Here is a 14,810-nt window from a genome sequence, read left to right as displayed (position 1 = left end):
CCCCCTACCCCGTCACCCTCCCGATGCCGAGAGTGTGAGACCCCCTACCCCTCTGCCCCGGCCCCACTTGCCCCCGGCCGCCGAGCCGCCGCCTCCCGCCCCGGTCTCGCGGGCCTCGGCCTCCGCCCGGGCTTGTGGGCCTCGCCTTCCCCGGCCCGGCCTTGTGGCCTCGGCCGCTGAGCCCCGGCCCCGCTTGACCCCGGCCGCTGGGCCTTGGCCCCACTTGGCCCCGGCCGCTGAGCCGCGGCCTCCCGCCCCGGCCTCGTTGGCCCCGACCGCTCGCCCCGGCCGGCCGGGCCGTCCGGTTCCGGGAGCTCTGCTCTCCGTCCTCCCTCTCAGGCCCGCTCCCCGCGCAGCGGTGCCGCCGCGAACTCCCGCATCCCCTCGGTGAATCCGGTCTCCGCCTTCCACCCCAGTTCCGCCCGCAGCCGGGCCGAGTCGGCGGTGATGTGCCGTACGTCCCCCAGCCGGTACTCCCCGGTCACGACCGGCCCGGGTCCTCCGTACGCGTCCGCCAGGGCCCGCGCCATCTCGCCGACCGTACGAGGCTCGCCGCTGCCGGTGTTGTAGACGGTGAGGGCGCCCTCCCGTGAACCCGCCTCCAGGGCCGCCACGTTGGCGGCGGCGACGTCCGTCACGTGGACGAAGTCCCGCCGTTGTCCGCCGTCCTCGAAGACGCGCGGGGCCTCACCGCGGGCGAGCGCGGACCGGAAGAAGGAGGCGACGCCCGCGTACGGGGTGTCGCGGGGCATCCCGGGACCGTAGACGTTGTGATAGCGCAGCGACACCGCGGAGCCGTCCGTGGACCGGGCCCACACCGCCGCGAGATGCTCCTGGGCCAGCTTGGTCGTCGCGTACACGTTGCGCGGGTCGGCGGGCGCGTCCTCGCCGACCAGACCCGGCGTCAACTCCGCTCCGCAGCGCGGGCAGCGCGGCTCGAAGTGTCCCGCGCCCAGATCGGCCACGGTCCGCGGCCCCGGCCGCGTCACCCCGTGCCGCTCGCACGCGTACCGCCCCTCCCCGTACACGACCATCGAGCCGGCGAGCACGAGCCGCCGTACCCCCGCGTCCGCCATCCCGGCGAGCAGCACGGCCGTACCCAGGTCGTTGCGCGAGACGTATTCGACCGCGTCGCCGAACCCGACGCCGAGGCCCACCATCGCGGCCTGGTGGCACACCGCGTCGACGCCGTCCAGCGCGCCCGCGACCGCCCCGGCGTCCCGTACGTCGAGCCCGTCCCGCAGGTCGAACACGGCCGCCTCGTGCCCCCGCGCGCGCAGCGCCGCGACGACATGACCTCCGATGAACCCGGCCCCGCCGGTAACCAGTACACGCATGACCCGAACGCTAGAACCGCCACCCCGTCCGGCGGCATCACCGCGCCCATCACGTCACGGCTCCGTAAGACCTGGGGTGACGTGGCGGCGCGTGCTCACATGCGCAGCAGCCGCTGGGTGATCTCGCGGTACTGCCGCAGCGCGTGGCGGAGTTCGTCGGCCTGGGTCTCGGGGTCCTGGCCGTGCCAGCCCTCGTGCAGGGCGCGCCGGCGTTCCGTGAGGGCGCTCATGAGCTGGGCCGCGGCCTCGTCGAACGCCGTCTCGGCCTCTTCCAGCGCCTCACGCGGATTGTTCGCGAACGTGTTGAGGGCGTGGTTGAGGCGCCGGGTGACTTCGGCCCGCTCGTCCGACCCGAGCAGTGGCTCCGGGCCCGGCGTACGGCGCCCGGCGGACCCGGGCTGCTTGTCCGGGGGCTGCTGGGCGCGTGTCTGGTCGTACATCATCGTGGGGCCACTTCCTGTACGTCGTACCGGCCGGGCGCGCAGGGCGATCCGGTGGCGACGACCGGTGGTGTCCGATCGGTGCTGACGATCGGGTGGTGACGATCGGGCGGGGCGTTCCGGAAGGGGGCGTCACCGCTGTGATCACGGCCGCCACGGTCACCGGAGGCGTGGGCTGTACACCGGCTGTCAGTCAACGCCGGGCGACCCCCCGTGTCAACGCGATCCCCGACCGGGTCGCGGGCGCACTCGACCGACGTATGCCGATCGGGGTGTCGGCCCGGGTGCGTCGATTGCCGCGCGGGCGGGGCGGCCGGTCCGGCCGCGGGCGCGGTCAGCCGACGCCGGATCCGTCCGGTGCCGCTTGCGCGGCGCGCCGGTACTCGGCGTTGATGCGCTGGGCCTCTTCGAGCTGGTCCTCGAGGATGACGATGCGGCAAGCGGCCTCGATCGGGGTTCCGTTGTCGACGAGTTCCCGCGCTCGGGCGGCGATCCGCAGCTGGTAGCGGGAGTAGCGCCGGTGCCCGCCCTCCGAGCGGAGCGGGGTGATCAGGCGGGCCTCACCGATGGCTCGGAGGAAGCCCGGCGTGGTGCCGAGCATCTCGGCCGCCCTGCCCATCGTGTACGCGGGGTAGTCGTCGTCGTCGAGACGACCACTGAGTGGAGTGTCCGCTGTCATTTCACCTCGTTATGGCACGCGTCGAGGGGCCCTGGTGCCGTACGGCACCAGGGCCCCGAAGGAAATTGAACACCATCTGCCGGCTCTACTGCGGAGCCGACCGTCTGTTTCCGCTACCGGGCCCGAGCGACGGGCGGGTGAGCGGGGATCGCGTAGGCGTGACCTGGAACCACCTTCCATTCCGGGCTCTTGCGGCACCCGGGCCCGGACACGTCGCGGGCCGGGCGATCCTGATGGCGTCTGCTTCCTCCGTCCTTCCGCTGGATCGATCCCATTCGAACCGGTATCGAACTCCGCCGGCTCGACGATGTCTGCACAAGAAACCCTAATCACGCCGGCGGTCGATGTCTACTGTGGCAAAGGTAGATTTCGCGTGGTTCGTGGCGTAGAAATTCTGCGGCACGCAGCGACCGGCGGGAGCGCTGAATAGAATGGGTTTCCATGTCGAACCCTGACGAGCTGCTCGTTGACATCTCCGCCATGGTGGAGTCCGGGCACAGCACTCAGATGTCGTTGACCGTGATCGTCGGCGGTGCCGTGATCACCGGCCGGCTGGCTCCCGAAGCGGTGTGGCGGGAGCGGGTGTCGGAGGTCCTGAAGGACTCGGACCTCCTCGGCCCGTTCTCCGACGTCTTCGCTCCCGGCCGCGTGGCGGAGCGGGGTGACCGTGCCGGGGCGCCGACGCATCTGCACTTCCATCTCGCCCGCATCCTTCAGGGCAGTGTCGGGATTCCCGAGACCGGCGGGATGTACCGCGTCGCGATCAAGGACGTCAGCGCCTGGACCGTGGGCGACTTCAGGTACTCCGACCAGTGACACGCCAGGAGGGCTTCGCCCGGTGACACGCGATGAGGGCCCCGCCGACCTGTGTCGGCGGGGCCCTCATGGTGTCCTGATCTCGGCGGACGTCCTCAGAGTTCGAGCGGTTCGGGGCTGCCGAGCAGCGCCGAGGCGTTCTGGAGCGGGCTGAGCGCGCGCGGGGGCGCGGCCGCCTCCGGGGTGCGGCAGGTGAAGCCGAGACGGGCCATGGCCCGGGTCACTTCCCCGCTCGTGAAGTCGCGGCGGTCCTGGCGGGTGATGACCTCGCCCACCTGCTTGACGGGATAGTGGCAGCGGCCGATGATCACGGACTCACCCGTGATGGGCTCGGGCTTGATCCCCTTCATCGATTCGAGCACTCCACTCTTGGAGAGGTCGAACGGGAAGCGGGCGATGACACAGCGCATGTTGCCTCACAGGTAGCGGGAGAACGGGCCGAGCGGGTCCGGGGCCGAGCGGCCGGGGACGGCGGGACGCTCAGCGGGAGAGGGCGAGAGCGCCCGTGGTACGGCGGAGGCCGAGGACATCACGTACGCGGATCCGGTCCGAGTACGCGGAGCCGGCGCGGACGGCGGCGAGCTGGGCCGCGGTGACCGAGTCCGTGCACTGGTCGTCCTCGTCGCAGACGAGGAGATACCCGACACCGGCGCCCGCCATGATGGACAGGGCCACCTCGACGGTCATGTCGCCACGCACCCGGGGCCCGGACGCGTCCCTCAGGTCGACGGCGACGGCCGGGACGGGTCCCGCGGAAAACGGCTGCATCTGAACGAGCGTCAAAGGGTGTCTCCTGCGGGGTGAGTGCGGTGGAGAGTGCGGCGACCGGTCGCCGGTCCCGGCTCACCGGCCACGGGTGAAGGGGACCGGCGACCGGCGTGCCGGGGGCCTGAGCCGTCGGGCCGAGGCCCGGCCACTGCCGGGCCCCCGGCCACTGCCGGGTCCCGGACTACTGCTGGGGCGTGCGGTGCGCGGCGGTACCGGTGGACCGGCCCTGGCCGGGGCGGCCACGCCGGCCCCGGGAGGAGGCGGAGGCACCACGGCGGGGACGCTCCGACACCGGCGCGCGGATGACGACCGGCACGCCCGAGGGGGCCTGGGCGCCCGTGATGCGGCTCAACTCTTCCTCACCCGAACGCACTTGACTGGTCTGCGGGGTGATGCCGGCGGCGGCCATCAGCCGGGTCATGTCGCGGCGCTGGTTGGGCGTCACCAGGGTCACGACGCTGCCGGACTCGCCGGCACGGGCCGTACGGCCGCCGCGGTGCAGGTAGTCCTTGGGGTCGCTCGGGGGATCGACGTTGACCACGAGGTCCAGCTGGTCGACGTGGATGCCGCGGGCCGCGACATTGGTCGCCACCAGGACGGTCACATGCCCGGTCTTGAACTGCGACAGGGTCCGCGTGCGCTGCGGCTGGGACTTGCCGCCGTGCAGGGACGCGGCGCGGACGCCGCTGTTCAGCAGGTGCTCGGTCAGCCGGTCCACCGCGTGCTTGGTGTCCAGGAACATGATCACCCGGCCGTCACGTGCCGCGATCTCGGTGGTCGTCCGGTGCTTGTCCGCCGCGTGCACGTGGAGGACGTGGTGCTCCATCGTGGTGACCGCGCCCGCGGACGGGTCGACGGAGTGGACCACCGGGTCGGTCAGGTAGCGGCGGACCAGCAGATCGACATTGCGGTCCAGGGTGGCGGAGAAGAGCATCCGCTGCCCCTCCGGACGCACCTGGTCGAGCAGCGCCGTGACCTGCGGCATGAAGCCCATGTCGGCCATCTGGTCGGCCTCGTCGAGGACGGTGATGGCGACCTGGTTCAGCCGGCAGTCGCCCCGCTCGATGAGGTCCTTGAGCCTGCCCGGGGTCGCGACGACGACTTCCGCCCCGCCGCGCAGGGCACCGGCCTGCCGGCCGATCGACATCCCGCCGACCACGGTGGTCATCCGCAGCCGCAAGGAACGGGCGTACGGGGTGAGCGCGTCGGTGACCTGCTGGGCCAGCTCCCGGGTCGGCACGAGGACCAGGGCCAGCGGCTGGCGGGGTTCGGCGCGCTGCCCGGCGGTACGGGCCAGCAGCGCGAGGCCGAAGGCCAGGGTCTTGCCCGAGCCGGTGCGGCCCCGGCCGAGTACGTCACGGCCCGCCAGGGTGTTCGGCAGGGTCGCCGCCTGGATCGGGAAGGGGACGGACACGCCCTCGTGGCCGAGCGCCGCGAGCAACGGCTCCGGCAGGGCGAGATCGGCGAACGCCTCCACGGCCGGCAGAGCGGGCGTGGTCGTCACCGGCAGTGCGAACTCGCCTTGCGGAGAGGACTGCTGGCGTCCGTAGCCCTTGGACCGGCTGGGAGCGCCGGACCGGCCGGTGGAAGCGGCACCGAAGCGGCTGCCGCCCCTTTTGGCGCCGGCGCCCTCTGTGCGGGTGCGGGTGAAGCGATCGTTCGAGCGCGTGCGGTTCATGCGGAACCTTCCTTGACCGGGCGCGTATCAAGGAATTCCCGCAGCGAATGAGCAGCGCAGAGAATCGCGAGAACGAGCCGAATGAAATTCAGCACCGAATCGGATCGGTGAAGAATTCTCGCGGGATGTGGTGCCTGAGAAACGGCGATATCCCGGAATGATGAGCAATGACGGGGGTGAAGCGGAATGGGGGGTCGTACGCAGGACCGGAGCAGGCCAGGAGCGGGAACAGGCCGGACGTGGAGCAGGGGGCCAGGATCGGACCGGGCGTGGCTCAGGAGCAGATCAGGCGTGGACCGGGAGTGGATCTGGAGCGGCGTCGGCGGCAGGAGGTCAGGAAAAGAACCGGAAAGGTCACCCTGAAACCCGGAAGCGCGGTCGCGGGTCGAACTCACCGCGGACTGCCGGGACGTCTGCGCCGTGCGCCGAAAACGCGGCGAGCCGGGGCCCGCACCCCAAGGTGCGGGCCCCAGCTGCGCCGTGCGTGTCAGCGTCAGGCGGAAACGATGTTCTCCGCCGTCGGGCCCTTCTGGCCCTGCGCGATGTCGAAGGAGACCTTCTGGCCTTCCTGGAGCTCACGGAAGCCGGAGCTGGCGATGTTCGAGTAGTGGGCGAAGACGTCGGCGCCGCCGCCGTCCTGCTCGATGAAGCCGAAGCCCTTTTCCGCGTTGAACCACTTCACGGTGCCTGTAGCCATGTCAATTCTCCTTCGGGACGGTGCTCGGGATCCGCACTGTGCGGACTCCGCGTCGCCGTGATGATTGCCCCGCCGGAAATGACCGGATACAAAAGAACACCACCCTGCAAGAACAGGGTGGATGCTCACAAGTTTTTGGGAACCACAACTGCAACTGCTATCGACAGTAGCACGGCACGATCGATTGTGCGTGGCCGGAAATCTCACTCCGCCTGTCGATCAAGAAATCCTCATCGCGCCTGGCGTCGATTTCTTACGTCGCCGCCACAGATATTGGCCCGCCCGGGTCGCAGCGTTTCTGCCCGGGGATCGGGCGGCGCAGTTCGGAAAATGTGACGAAAACCGAATCCGCGTCGGCACGGCTGACGAGACCCGCCCCGCAGCTCCTGCCGAGGCCGGCCGGCCGGACCGCCGTGCGTCCACCCGGACCTCGGCCCGCCCCCGCTCTCGGACCCGGCCCGGTCCGGCCCCGCGTCGCGCGGCGGTCGTGGTGGTCACCGGCGGGGCGGCGCCGACACGGCACGTATGCGGAATCGAGACCGTCCTGCATGCCCTTCTTTGCAACTGCCGGGCCGTCCCGTGCTGTCCTGTGGGGCAGAGCTCACGGCCGGGTGCACGGTGGCCGTAAGCCGAGGTCACGCGGGGCGTGACCGTGACTTCGTCGGTCGAGAAAAGGATGGGTCATGCCCGGTCTCAGACGTACGTCGGTGATGGCGCTGGCAAGCGGAATCATGCTGTTGACGGGGTGCCAGGACGAGGCGGGCGGTTCCGCCGCGGGCGCCGCCGCCTCCTCTCCGGGCGCCTCCGCCTCGGCGGCCGTACGGGCGGACAGCTCGGCCCCGGCCACGACACCTCCGTCGAGTTCTGCCGGCACGCCCACACCGTCGCATGTCTCCGCCACCCCGGTCCGGGCCACTCCAGCTGCTCCCGCCGCGACCAGCCACGCCCCCACGGCCGTCCCCGGCTGCCGCAACCTGGCCGCGGGCGGCGAGGTGAAGGCCGCCGTGACCCGGGCGTACCGGCAGACAGTCCACTTCGCGCACATCGAGCCGGTGCCGCACGGCTTCTTCTACGGCCAGTGCGGCACCGTCCGTTACGCCGCCACCCGCTTCCAGCCCTTCGACGGCGCGACGTACGAGGAACTCGTGGGCATGCAGGACGAGGGCAGTGCCACCAAGTACTTCCGCGACTCCGGCGGCGGCTGGATCCTGGTCGGGAGCGACGGCTTCCCCGCCGGGCCGCACGGCTGCGGAGACATCCCGGCGATTCCCGACACCCTGGCCGCCGCCTGGAGGAACTGCTCGGTCGCGCGCTGAGCCGCCCGTGCGGCCCTGGTCACAGGCGCCCGGGAGCCGCGGAGTCCGCGGTGGTCCGGGTCGGCGTGGCCGTCGTCGCCGCGAAGGGCGGGGTGTCCTGTCCGCAGGTGGCGCCGGGCGGCGGGAGCGCCGACAGGCCGCCCGGACCCCGGGCAACGCGCCAAGGCTGAACAGGTGACCGGCACCCGGCGCGCCGCGCCGAGCCGGACGGGCACCCACCCCTGCCCCTCCGCCGCCGTGGCGGCGGAGGCGGGGTCTCGAAGCGGTGAGGGTACGAGTGGAACACCGGGTAGGCGAGTGAGCCGATCGTGCCGACGATCGCCAACACCATGAAGATCGTGCCGATGCCACGCCGCAACTGAGCCTCCCTGAGGACCGACCGGTCGCCGGAAACCTGTACGGGCCGGTCCCCGCCCGCACCGGCCGGAGCCGTTCATGGCGCGTGCCGAGTGCTCCGGCCCCTTTCCCGTACGGGGGAACGGGAGTTGTACGGAGGCGGGGCACCCGGCCGCGGCGCCAGAAGATCATTGCGCCGACCGGGCCGGATAGGGCCGAACGGCCCCGCGCACCAGGGCCGGACGGACGCCGCGGACGGAGTGGCCGACGGGGGACTTCAGGGGGCGCCCGACGGGAAACCGGGCGTCACGGAGCGGTGGGCCTCACCGCCGCCGGGCTGGCGGAGGTCCGGTCATTCGGCTGCCGCCGTGGACGATGGTCTGCCTGTCGACCTGTTCCGTCCCGCCCCGTTCCGTCCCGCCCTGTTTCGTCTCCATACTTTCCGTCCGGTCCTGCCGGTGGCCGTCACTGGCTGCTGAGGTACCTGCCGTACGCGAGTGCGCTCGACGGGGAGGGCAGGCCCAGCTTGGCGGGTGTGAAGGCGGAGGAGCCGTTGACGCTCGCCCGGGGCAGCAGCCACACGCCGCCCGAGCCGGCGTTCTCGCCCGGGGAGCCGACCGCCATGTCCGCCCTGCCGTCGTGGTCGTAGTCGCCGGTGGCGACGGCGGCGCCGAAGGCGTCGGCGGCCTCGGCGACGCCCGGCACGCGCGGGGTGTCCTGCTGGTACCCGACGGAGTGGCCCTCGCCCCACGCGTCGACGAGGCCGGTCGGGCCGCCGAACAGGAGGGTCGCGGCGCCGGCGCCGGCGCGGGTGCCGATCGCCTCGCCGGGGGCGCCGGCGATCAGATCGTCGCGGCCGTCGTCGTTGACGTCGGCGACGGCGAGGGCGGCGCCGAAGCGGTCACCGGTCTCCGCGACGCCCATCACGCCGACCGTGTCCTGGTTGAGGGTCTGCTGCCGGTGCCCGAAGCTGCCGGGCGTGGCGTTGCCGTAGTGGACGTGGATGCCGCCGCCCTTGGCGGTCTCCTCGGGGCCGCACGGGTCGTCGATGTTCTCGTCGGCGATCTCCCGGCATTCGCCGAGGGCCAGGTCGTCGTGGCCGTCGCCGTCGAAGTCGCCCGCGGCGAGGGCGGAGACGCCGGCGTTGTCGGTGTTCCAGGTGTTGACCATGGCCTGCTCGGTCGCGTCCCAGGCCCACAGGCGTACGTGCGACTGGGTGAAGGGCGTCTTCGTCCAGTACCCGACGGCCAGGTCCGCCGTGCCGTCCTCGGTGAAGTCGCCGACGGCGAGGACGGGGGCGTGGCCGCCCATGGGGGCGGTGACGACGGTGGTGTGGATGCCGTCGGCGGTGCGCAGGACGACCTTGTCCTTGCCGCCGATCACGATGTCCCTGCTGCCGTCGCCGGTCAGGTCGGCCGAGGCGACCGCCAGGCCGAACGCTGCGGACGCGGAGGGGCCGTTGAGGACGACGGAGCCCGGGCCCGGACCGCCCCTGGCGCCGCCCACCGCGACGACCGAGCCGGCGTCCGTGCCGCGGCCGGTGACGTCCTCGCCGGGGCGCCGACGAGGAGTTCCGCGACGCCGTCGCCGCTGGTGTCCACCAGGGCCACGGACGCGCCGAAGCGGTCGCCCGTCTCGGGGGTGCCGGGCACCTCGGGAGTGGCCTGGCTGACGCGGATGCTGCCGTGTGCACCGATTCCCTTCGGGCCGCCCCAGACGATGTTGACGTAGCCGGCCTTCGCCTTGCCGTCGACCGTGCCGTCGGGTACGCCGACGGCGAGGTCCGCGTACCCGTCGGCGTTGAAGTCGCTCGCGGTCCGCGCGGGAGCGGCGGCCGAGGCCGGAAGGGTCAGCCCGGCGGTGGCCGCGGCGACGACGGCGGCAGCTGTGGCGTACGTCCGTATCCGTGTGCGCACGGGGGCTCCAGGGTGTCCGAGGTGTGGAGTTCACCTGTGGGACATCCGGAGGGCACCGAGGGTTGTGCCGGCGAGGGACAGTACGCGCGGGGCGCGACTTCGCGGAGCCGGGCTCGCTCGCGGTCGTCGTGGTGGCCGCCTCAAGCCTGCACGGCACCCGCCCTCACGCACGAAAACCGCATCCAACGGCCTGACCGGCGAATCATCTGCGCGGTGTCTGGCTGCGTTTTATCGCGTCGTCGACGACCCTCCCCATTCGGTGGAATAGCGATGGCCGGAAATGCAATAAGAGTATTTCCGTGGCGCTGTGCGCCGATCGAATGGTCGGCGTTCCTCCCCGCTCCCGCTTGATTCGGCGCGAGATATTTCTGCGTAATATGCGGCGGCAGCAACACCAAGGCTTACCGGGTGATCGGTAGGGCCCGGTTCGCCACGGCCCCCCACAGGAATGGCCTCGATGAAACTGAAGATCCCCCAAGCAGCTCATCGCCGGACTTTGTCCGGCTTGCTGGCCTCGGCCCTCGCCGTGACAGTCTCCGCTGCGATGGTTTTCCTGACGCCGACTGCGGCGTCGGCGATCGCCTTGCCCGTACCGCTGGGCACAGCCGCCAGCTACTCCGTTCTGGCGGGTCAAGGAGTCACCAACACCGGCAACTCGGTGCTCGCCCACGACCTCGGGACACACCCGAATCCGGCCATCACCGGATTCCCGCCCGGGCTGGTGGGAGGTGCCGTGCACGCGGCGGACGCCGCGGCCCTCCAGGCCAAGTCCGACCTGCTCGTGGCGTACAACAACGCCGCCGGTCAGGCGCAGGACTTCGCGCTTCCGGCGGGAATCGGCGGAGGCCCGGCGCTGCTTCCCGGCGTCTACCACGCCACCGCCGGTGTCGGCATCACCGGCGACCTGATCCTGGACGGCCAGGGCAGCTCCGACGCGGTCTGGGTGTTCCAGATTCCTGAATCCCTGACGACGGCGACCTCCAGCCGGATTCTCCTCACCAACGGCGCCTCGGCGTGCAACGTGTTCTGGCAGATCGGCGCATCGGCGACGCTCGGCGTCACCTCCAGCTTCGTGGGCACTCTCATGGCCAGGACCGCGATCGGCGCGAACCAGGGGGCGAACATCGAGGGCCGGTTGCTGACCCAGACAGCCTCTGTGACCCTCAACAACAACAGGATCTTCCTCGGCCCGTGCGCGTCCCCCACCACTGGTGGAACGACGGCGGGAACCACCACCGGCACGACGACCGGAACCACCGCGGGCACGACCACCGGTGGGGGGCTCCTCGGTGGCGGCCTCGTCAGTGGTGGCCTCGTCACCGGTGGCCTCCTGGGCGGCCCCCTCGTCTCGACGGGCGGCACCTCGGGCAACATCGAGGGCAACACGTCCGGAATCACCGCGGGCAACACAGCCGGAAACACCGCGGGCAACACGGCCGGGAACACCACGGGCGGGAACACCGTGGGCAACACCGCCGGGAACACCACCGGCGGACCCGGCTACCCGCCGGGCAAGCCGCACCAGGGCGGTCATGGCAAGCCGGACCAGGGCGGTCATGGCAAGCCGGACCAGGGCGGTCATGGCAAGCCGGACCAGGGCGGTCATGGCAAGCCGGACCAGGGCGGTCATGGCAAGCCGGACCAGGGCGGTCATGGCAAGCCGGACCAGGGCGGTCATGGCAAGCCCGACCAGGGCGGTCATGGCAAGCCCGACCACGGTGGCCACGGCAAGCCGGACCACGGCAAGCAGCCTGACGAGGACTACGGCTACGACGACGTGCCCACGGGCTACGAGGGCGACAACCACTCCAAGAGCTACGAGGGCTAGGCAGCGCACCGCGCTCAGCCCGCTCACCGGATGACGGCGCGCGGCGGGATTCTCATCGAGTCCGCCGCGCGCCGTCGGTGGCAGTCGGCGCGGCACGCGGAGCGAGCAGGTGAAATGAGAAAGACAGGGTGCGCGGTGTCGAGCGGAATTGACTCAGCGGATGTGAAGGAAGTTCAGCACTCCGAATCAGGTCCGGTCGTGCGGGAACGTCCTGACGTCACGGCCGCGACGACCACATTGCCGAAAAGTGTCCGTGCGCTGAGAGCCGGGCTGCGCATGACCGTCGTTCTGTGCCTGGCGACGAGTGTCGTCCACGTGGTTCTCGTATTCCTTCATGTGGCGCCGGCGAACACCCTGTCCAAGCGATACAGCCCGCAGATCAATGCATGGGTGTTCCCCTTCTTCGAACAGAATTGGCGGCTTTTCGCCCCGGACCCCGAATCCGTCAACCGGCAGATTCTGGTGAGAACCGCACACACCGAACGCGACGGACCGGTCCAGGTGAGCCCCTGGTTCGACCTGAGCGCCGTGGACAGTTCCGCGGTCGAGCATCACGTGTTCCCGAGCCACACGGCGCAGAACATGTTGCGCCGTGCCTGGGCCGGCTACGTCGACTCGCACGGAGGCGACGACAAGGCCCGCACGGAACGAGGCCTGATGATGCGGAAGTACCTGAGCAACATCGCCGCGGACCGCGTCGCCGACCGCAGGGGCGGCACCTTCGACTTCATTCAGCTCCGCGTCGTCACCCTGCCCATCGCCGCGCCCGGCGCCGCGGTCGGCGATCGTCCGGCGACGCCGGCCGAGAACCGGCTCCTGCCCTGGTGGAAGGTGACCCGCCATGCAAAGTGAGACGCGGAAGGCCGCGGCCTTCGGTGCCGAGCGGTGGCTCGCCGACCGGATCAGCACCGCGTGGCACCTCCTGACCGGCCGGCCGGTGTCCCTGTACGCCGCGTCGGTGCTGCGTATCGGCTACGGGCTGCTCTACCTGATCTTTCTGCTGCGTGAGTTCCCGCACCGTGCCGAGATCTGGGGCCCCGACTCGCCGTGGACGCCCGCCCTGGCACAGCAGCTCTTCGAGCAGACGGGGTGGATGAGCATCCTGACCCTGTCCGACAGCCGCGCCTACTTCGAGCTCTGCTACGTGTTCGCCCTCGTCACGTCCGCGCTGTTCCTGCTGGGCTGGCGAACCCGGGTCATGTCCGTCCTCTTCGCCGTCGTGGTGTGCTCGTTCCATGCCCGCGCGATCTTCATGACGGACGGGGGCGACAATCTGGTCCTGCTGATGGCCATCTACCTCGTCCTCACCGCGTGCGGCCGGCGCTGGTCCCTGGACGCGCGCAGAGCCCGGCTGAAGGCGCCCCGCACGGACAACGTGCCGGAACCAGCGGGGAGCCTCCTCGCGCGGCAACTCCACGAGTCCCGCACCACCTTGATCACCGTGGTGCACAACTGCGGCATGTTCGTCATCGCGGCACAGGTCTGTTTTCTCTATGGATCAGCCGGCCTGTACAAGGTCCAGGGCGCTTCCTGGGGCGGTGGCACCGCTCTCCACTACGTCCTGAACCTCGAGCTCTTCCGGCCCTGGCCCGCGCTCTCCCACGTGGTGGACGAGTACACGCTTCTGGTCGCGATCGCGGGCTATCTGACCGTGCTCTTGCAGGTGGCCTTCCCGTTCGTGCTCTTCGGCAGGCTCAAGTACCCCGTGCTGGTCATGCTGCTGGGCATGCACATCGGCATCGCGGTGCTGATGGGGCTGCCTCTCTTCTCCGGAGCGATGATCGTCGCGGACGCCGCGTTCCTTCCCGACCGCTTCTACACGTTTCTGCCTCGCCTCTGCCGACGCGCTGCGCAGGGGAGGAACAGCCGGCGGTCTGCACTCGGGCGAGCGGCGGGATCCGGAACGGTACCTCCGCAGGCCGGACCCGGCACACTCGGCGCACTCGGCTCGAAGCGTGGAGCCGTACGTCCGACGCCGTACCGCTGCTCTGAGCATCCCGTGATCGAACCGGTCGCATCCGCGAGAGCGACGCAGCCCTGTCCGTCGGCCGGCGACGGGCGTGATCACGCGCGGCCGCCGACCGTTCCAGCGGATTCAGCACGTGGAGCTGCTGGAAATCCTTATTCCGGTGACGACGGCGGAGCCGGCGAACACGGTTGAGTTGTTCGGCGGAAGGCAGATCGAGCCGCCGCTCTGGAGCCGCAGGTACACCACGTCGTCATTCCGGGTGTTCACGACCCCGTAGTGCGGCCGCGGCGTGACCGCCTGATAGCCACTGGTGACGTCCTGATACTTCGAGAGCGGCGTGCCCGCGTTCAAGGCGGCGTTGTCCACGTAGAAACAGACCCAGGGGTACGGGCAGCCATGGGTGGGGGACTCCGCGTGGGCTGCGGACGCGCCGGTCACGGACATGGCCGCGACCGCCACGGCAACCCCCGCGAAGCCTGCGGCTTTCCGGATGACGGACTTCATCGAACCTCCAAGAACTCGGCAAATGGTGCGACCCGGCCGCGAGTGGCAGCGGACACGGCAAGGTGGGAGCGTAACCGGGGCGAACAGCTGCTGCTGTCGCGAACTCCCCACGCCCCAAAGGTGCTTGAGAAGAGTCACGCCCGGGCTGACTCAGTTCTGCGTGGGCCCGGCCGGCGCCGCTCTGCTGCTCGTCGCGGATGCTCCTGCTGGCCATACGGAGATCTTCTGGTCGATGTTCACGTCCACGAAGGGCTTCCTCGTCCTCGGGCCGAAGGCCAGGGCGGCGACGGTCTCGGTGGTGCGGCCGAAGCTGCCGTGGCCGGTCACCTTCCCCTGCGACGGAACGCACTGGGGGCGCACGATGCCGGCCCTGTGAACTTCACCAACCGAGCCGGAGAGGCACGGACTTCGCGGTGGGAAGAGCCCCGGGCCACCCGGCCGCCCGGGGTTCCCCCCGCCCCCGGAATCTGCACTTCCCGCGCACAACCATTCCGGCGGCTCCGTTGTCACACCCGTGTCATAGGCA

General features: G+C 70.9%; 16 protein-coding genes. 6 read left to right on the top strand and 10 right to left on the bottom strand.

Going from position 1 to position 14,810, the window contains the following annotated elements; translation table 11 throughout:
* Window positions 1-335: 335 nt before the first annotated feature.
* The 3 genes from OOK38_RS12580 to OOK38_RS12570 form a co-directional block, all read right to left on the bottom strand.
* Window positions 336-1,337 carry an NAD(P)-dependent oxidoreductase gene (locus OOK38_RS12580; RefSeq protein ID WP_266760819.1) on the bottom strand — a complete coding sequence of 334 codons (1,002 nt, stop codon included), beginning with the start codon at window positions 1,335-1,337 and terminating at the stop codon, window positions 336-338.
* Between the two features lie 95 nt (window positions 1,338-1,432).
* Window positions 1,433-1,780: a hypothetical protein gene (locus OOK38_RS12575; protein WP_266760821.1), complete on the bottom strand. Its 348-nt coding sequence runs from the start codon at window positions 1,778-1,780 to the stop codon at window positions 1,433-1,435.
* A 331-nt stretch (window positions 1,781-2,111) separates the two neighbouring features.
* Entirely contained in the window at window positions 2,112-2,456 is a 345-nt protein-coding gene (locus tag OOK38_RS12570) for a MerR family transcriptional regulator (RefSeq protein WP_266760823.1), read from the bottom strand.
* A 441-nt stretch (window positions 2,457-2,897) separates the two neighbouring features.
* On the opposite strand from OOK38_RS12570, the gene OOK38_RS12565 reads away from it, so the two are divergent.
* The gene (locus tag OOK38_RS12565; protein ID WP_266760825.1) at window positions 2,898-3,272 is read left to right on the top strand and encodes a hypothetical protein; all 375 of its coding nucleotides are present in this window, start codon (window positions 2,898-2,900) and stop codon (window positions 3,270-3,272) included.
* A 95-nt stretch (window positions 3,273-3,367) separates the two neighbouring features.
* Here the strand turns inward: OOK38_RS12565 and OOK38_RS12560 are convergent, their stop codons facing one another.
* The 4 genes from OOK38_RS12560 to OOK38_RS12545 all read right to left on the bottom strand — a co-directional run bounded on the left by OOK38_RS12560 (window position 3,368) and on the right by OOK38_RS12545 (window position 6,415).
* A complete protein-coding gene (locus OOK38_RS12560; protein WP_266760827.1) occupies window positions 3,368-3,682 on the bottom strand; it encodes an SCO5918 family protein in 315 nt (104 codons plus the stop codon).
* A 70-nt stretch (window positions 3,683-3,752) separates the two neighbouring features.
* On the bottom strand, window positions 3,753-4,040 hold the full coding sequence (locus OOK38_RS12555) for a CBS domain-containing protein (RefSeq protein ID WP_266760829.1): 288 nt from the start codon (window positions 4,038-4,040) through the stop codon (window positions 3,753-3,755).
* A gap of 181 nt (window positions 4,041-4,221) precedes the next feature.
* Window positions 4,222-5,718 carry a DEAD/DEAH box helicase gene (locus OOK38_RS12550; protein ID WP_266760830.1) on the bottom strand — a complete coding sequence of 499 codons (1,497 nt, stop codon included), beginning with the start codon at window positions 5,716-5,718 and terminating at the stop codon, window positions 4,222-4,224.
* Between the two features lie 493 nt (window positions 5,719-6,211).
* A complete protein-coding gene (locus tag OOK38_RS12545; protein WP_103550103.1) occupies window positions 6,212-6,415 on the bottom strand; it encodes a cold-shock protein in 204 nt (67 codons plus the stop codon).
* 683 nt (window positions 6,416-7,098) lie between these two features.
* On the opposite strand from OOK38_RS12545, the gene OOK38_RS12540 reads away from it, so the two are divergent.
* Window positions 7,099-7,731, top strand: coding sequence for a hypothetical protein (locus OOK38_RS12540; protein WP_266760834.1), 633 nt, complete (start codon window positions 7,099-7,101; stop codon window positions 7,729-7,731).
* An 801-nt stretch (window positions 7,732-8,532) separates the two neighbouring features.
* Here the strand turns inward: OOK38_RS12540 and OOK38_RS12535 are convergent.
* Both OOK38_RS12535 and OOK38_RS12530 read right to left on the bottom strand, forming a co-directional pair.
* Complete coding sequence (locus OOK38_RS12535) at window positions 8,533-9,573, bottom strand: FG-GAP and VCBS repeat-containing protein (RefSeq protein WP_266760836.1); 1,041 nt, start codon at window positions 9,571-9,573, stop codon at window positions 8,533-8,535.
* The gene (locus OOK38_RS12530) at window positions 9,474-9,983 is read right to left on the bottom strand and encodes a VCBS repeat-containing protein (protein ID WP_266760838.1); all 510 of its coding nucleotides are present in this window, start codon (window positions 9,981-9,983) and stop codon (window positions 9,474-9,476) included. The genes OOK38_RS12535 and OOK38_RS12530 overlap by 100 nt, the downstream gene beginning before the upstream one ends.
* Before the next feature lie 457 nt (window positions 9,984-10,440).
* Here OOK38_RS12530 and OOK38_RS12525 point away from each other — a divergent pair, with 457 nt between their 5' ends.
* Genes OOK38_RS12525 through OOK38_RS12515 form a run of 3 tightly spaced genes read left to right on the top strand, consistent with a single transcriptional unit; the run spans window position 10,441 to window position 13,972 of the window.
* The gene (locus OOK38_RS12525) at window positions 10,441-11,811 is read left to right on the top strand and encodes an ice-binding family protein (protein ID WP_266760840.1); all 1,371 of its coding nucleotides are present in this window, start codon (window positions 10,441-10,443) and stop codon (window positions 11,809-11,811) included.
* Window positions 11,812-11,841: 30 nt separating this feature from the next.
* Window positions 11,842-12,663 (top strand): DUF5819 family protein, encoded by an 822-nt coding sequence (locus tag OOK38_RS12520; protein WP_323178799.1) that lies wholly within the window; start codon window positions 11,842-11,844, stop codon window positions 12,661-12,663.
* Window positions 12,653-13,972, top strand: a complete 1,320-nt coding sequence (locus tag OOK38_RS12515; protein ID WP_266760842.1) for an HTTM domain-containing protein — start codon at window positions 12,653-12,655, stop codon at window positions 13,970-13,972. The genes OOK38_RS12520 and OOK38_RS12515 overlap by 11 nt, the downstream gene beginning before the upstream one ends.
* Here the strand turns inward: OOK38_RS12515 and OOK38_RS12510 are convergent.
* Window positions 13,907-14,284 (bottom strand): hypothetical protein, encoded by a 378-nt coding sequence (locus tag OOK38_RS12510; RefSeq protein WP_266760844.1) that lies wholly within the window; start codon window positions 14,282-14,284, stop codon window positions 13,907-13,909. The two genes, OOK38_RS12515 and OOK38_RS12510, sit on opposite strands and share 66 nt — an antisense overlap.
* Window positions 14,285-14,408: 124 nt before the next feature.
* Here OOK38_RS12510 and OOK38_RS12505 point away from each other — a divergent pair, with 124 nt between their 5' ends.
* A complete protein-coding gene (locus OOK38_RS12505; protein WP_266760846.1) occupies window positions 14,409-14,660 on the top strand; it encodes a hypothetical protein in 252 nt (83 codons plus the stop codon).
* Window positions 14,661-14,810: the final 150 nt, after the last annotated feature.

This window comes from Streptomyces sp. NBC_00568, assembly GCF_026341855.1.
GTDB lineage: Bacteria > Actinomycetota > Actinomycetes > Streptomycetales > Streptomycetaceae > Streptomyces.
The sequence above is the reverse complement of the archived record's forward strand: the minus strand, read 5'-3'. Positions and strand labels throughout refer to the sequence as shown.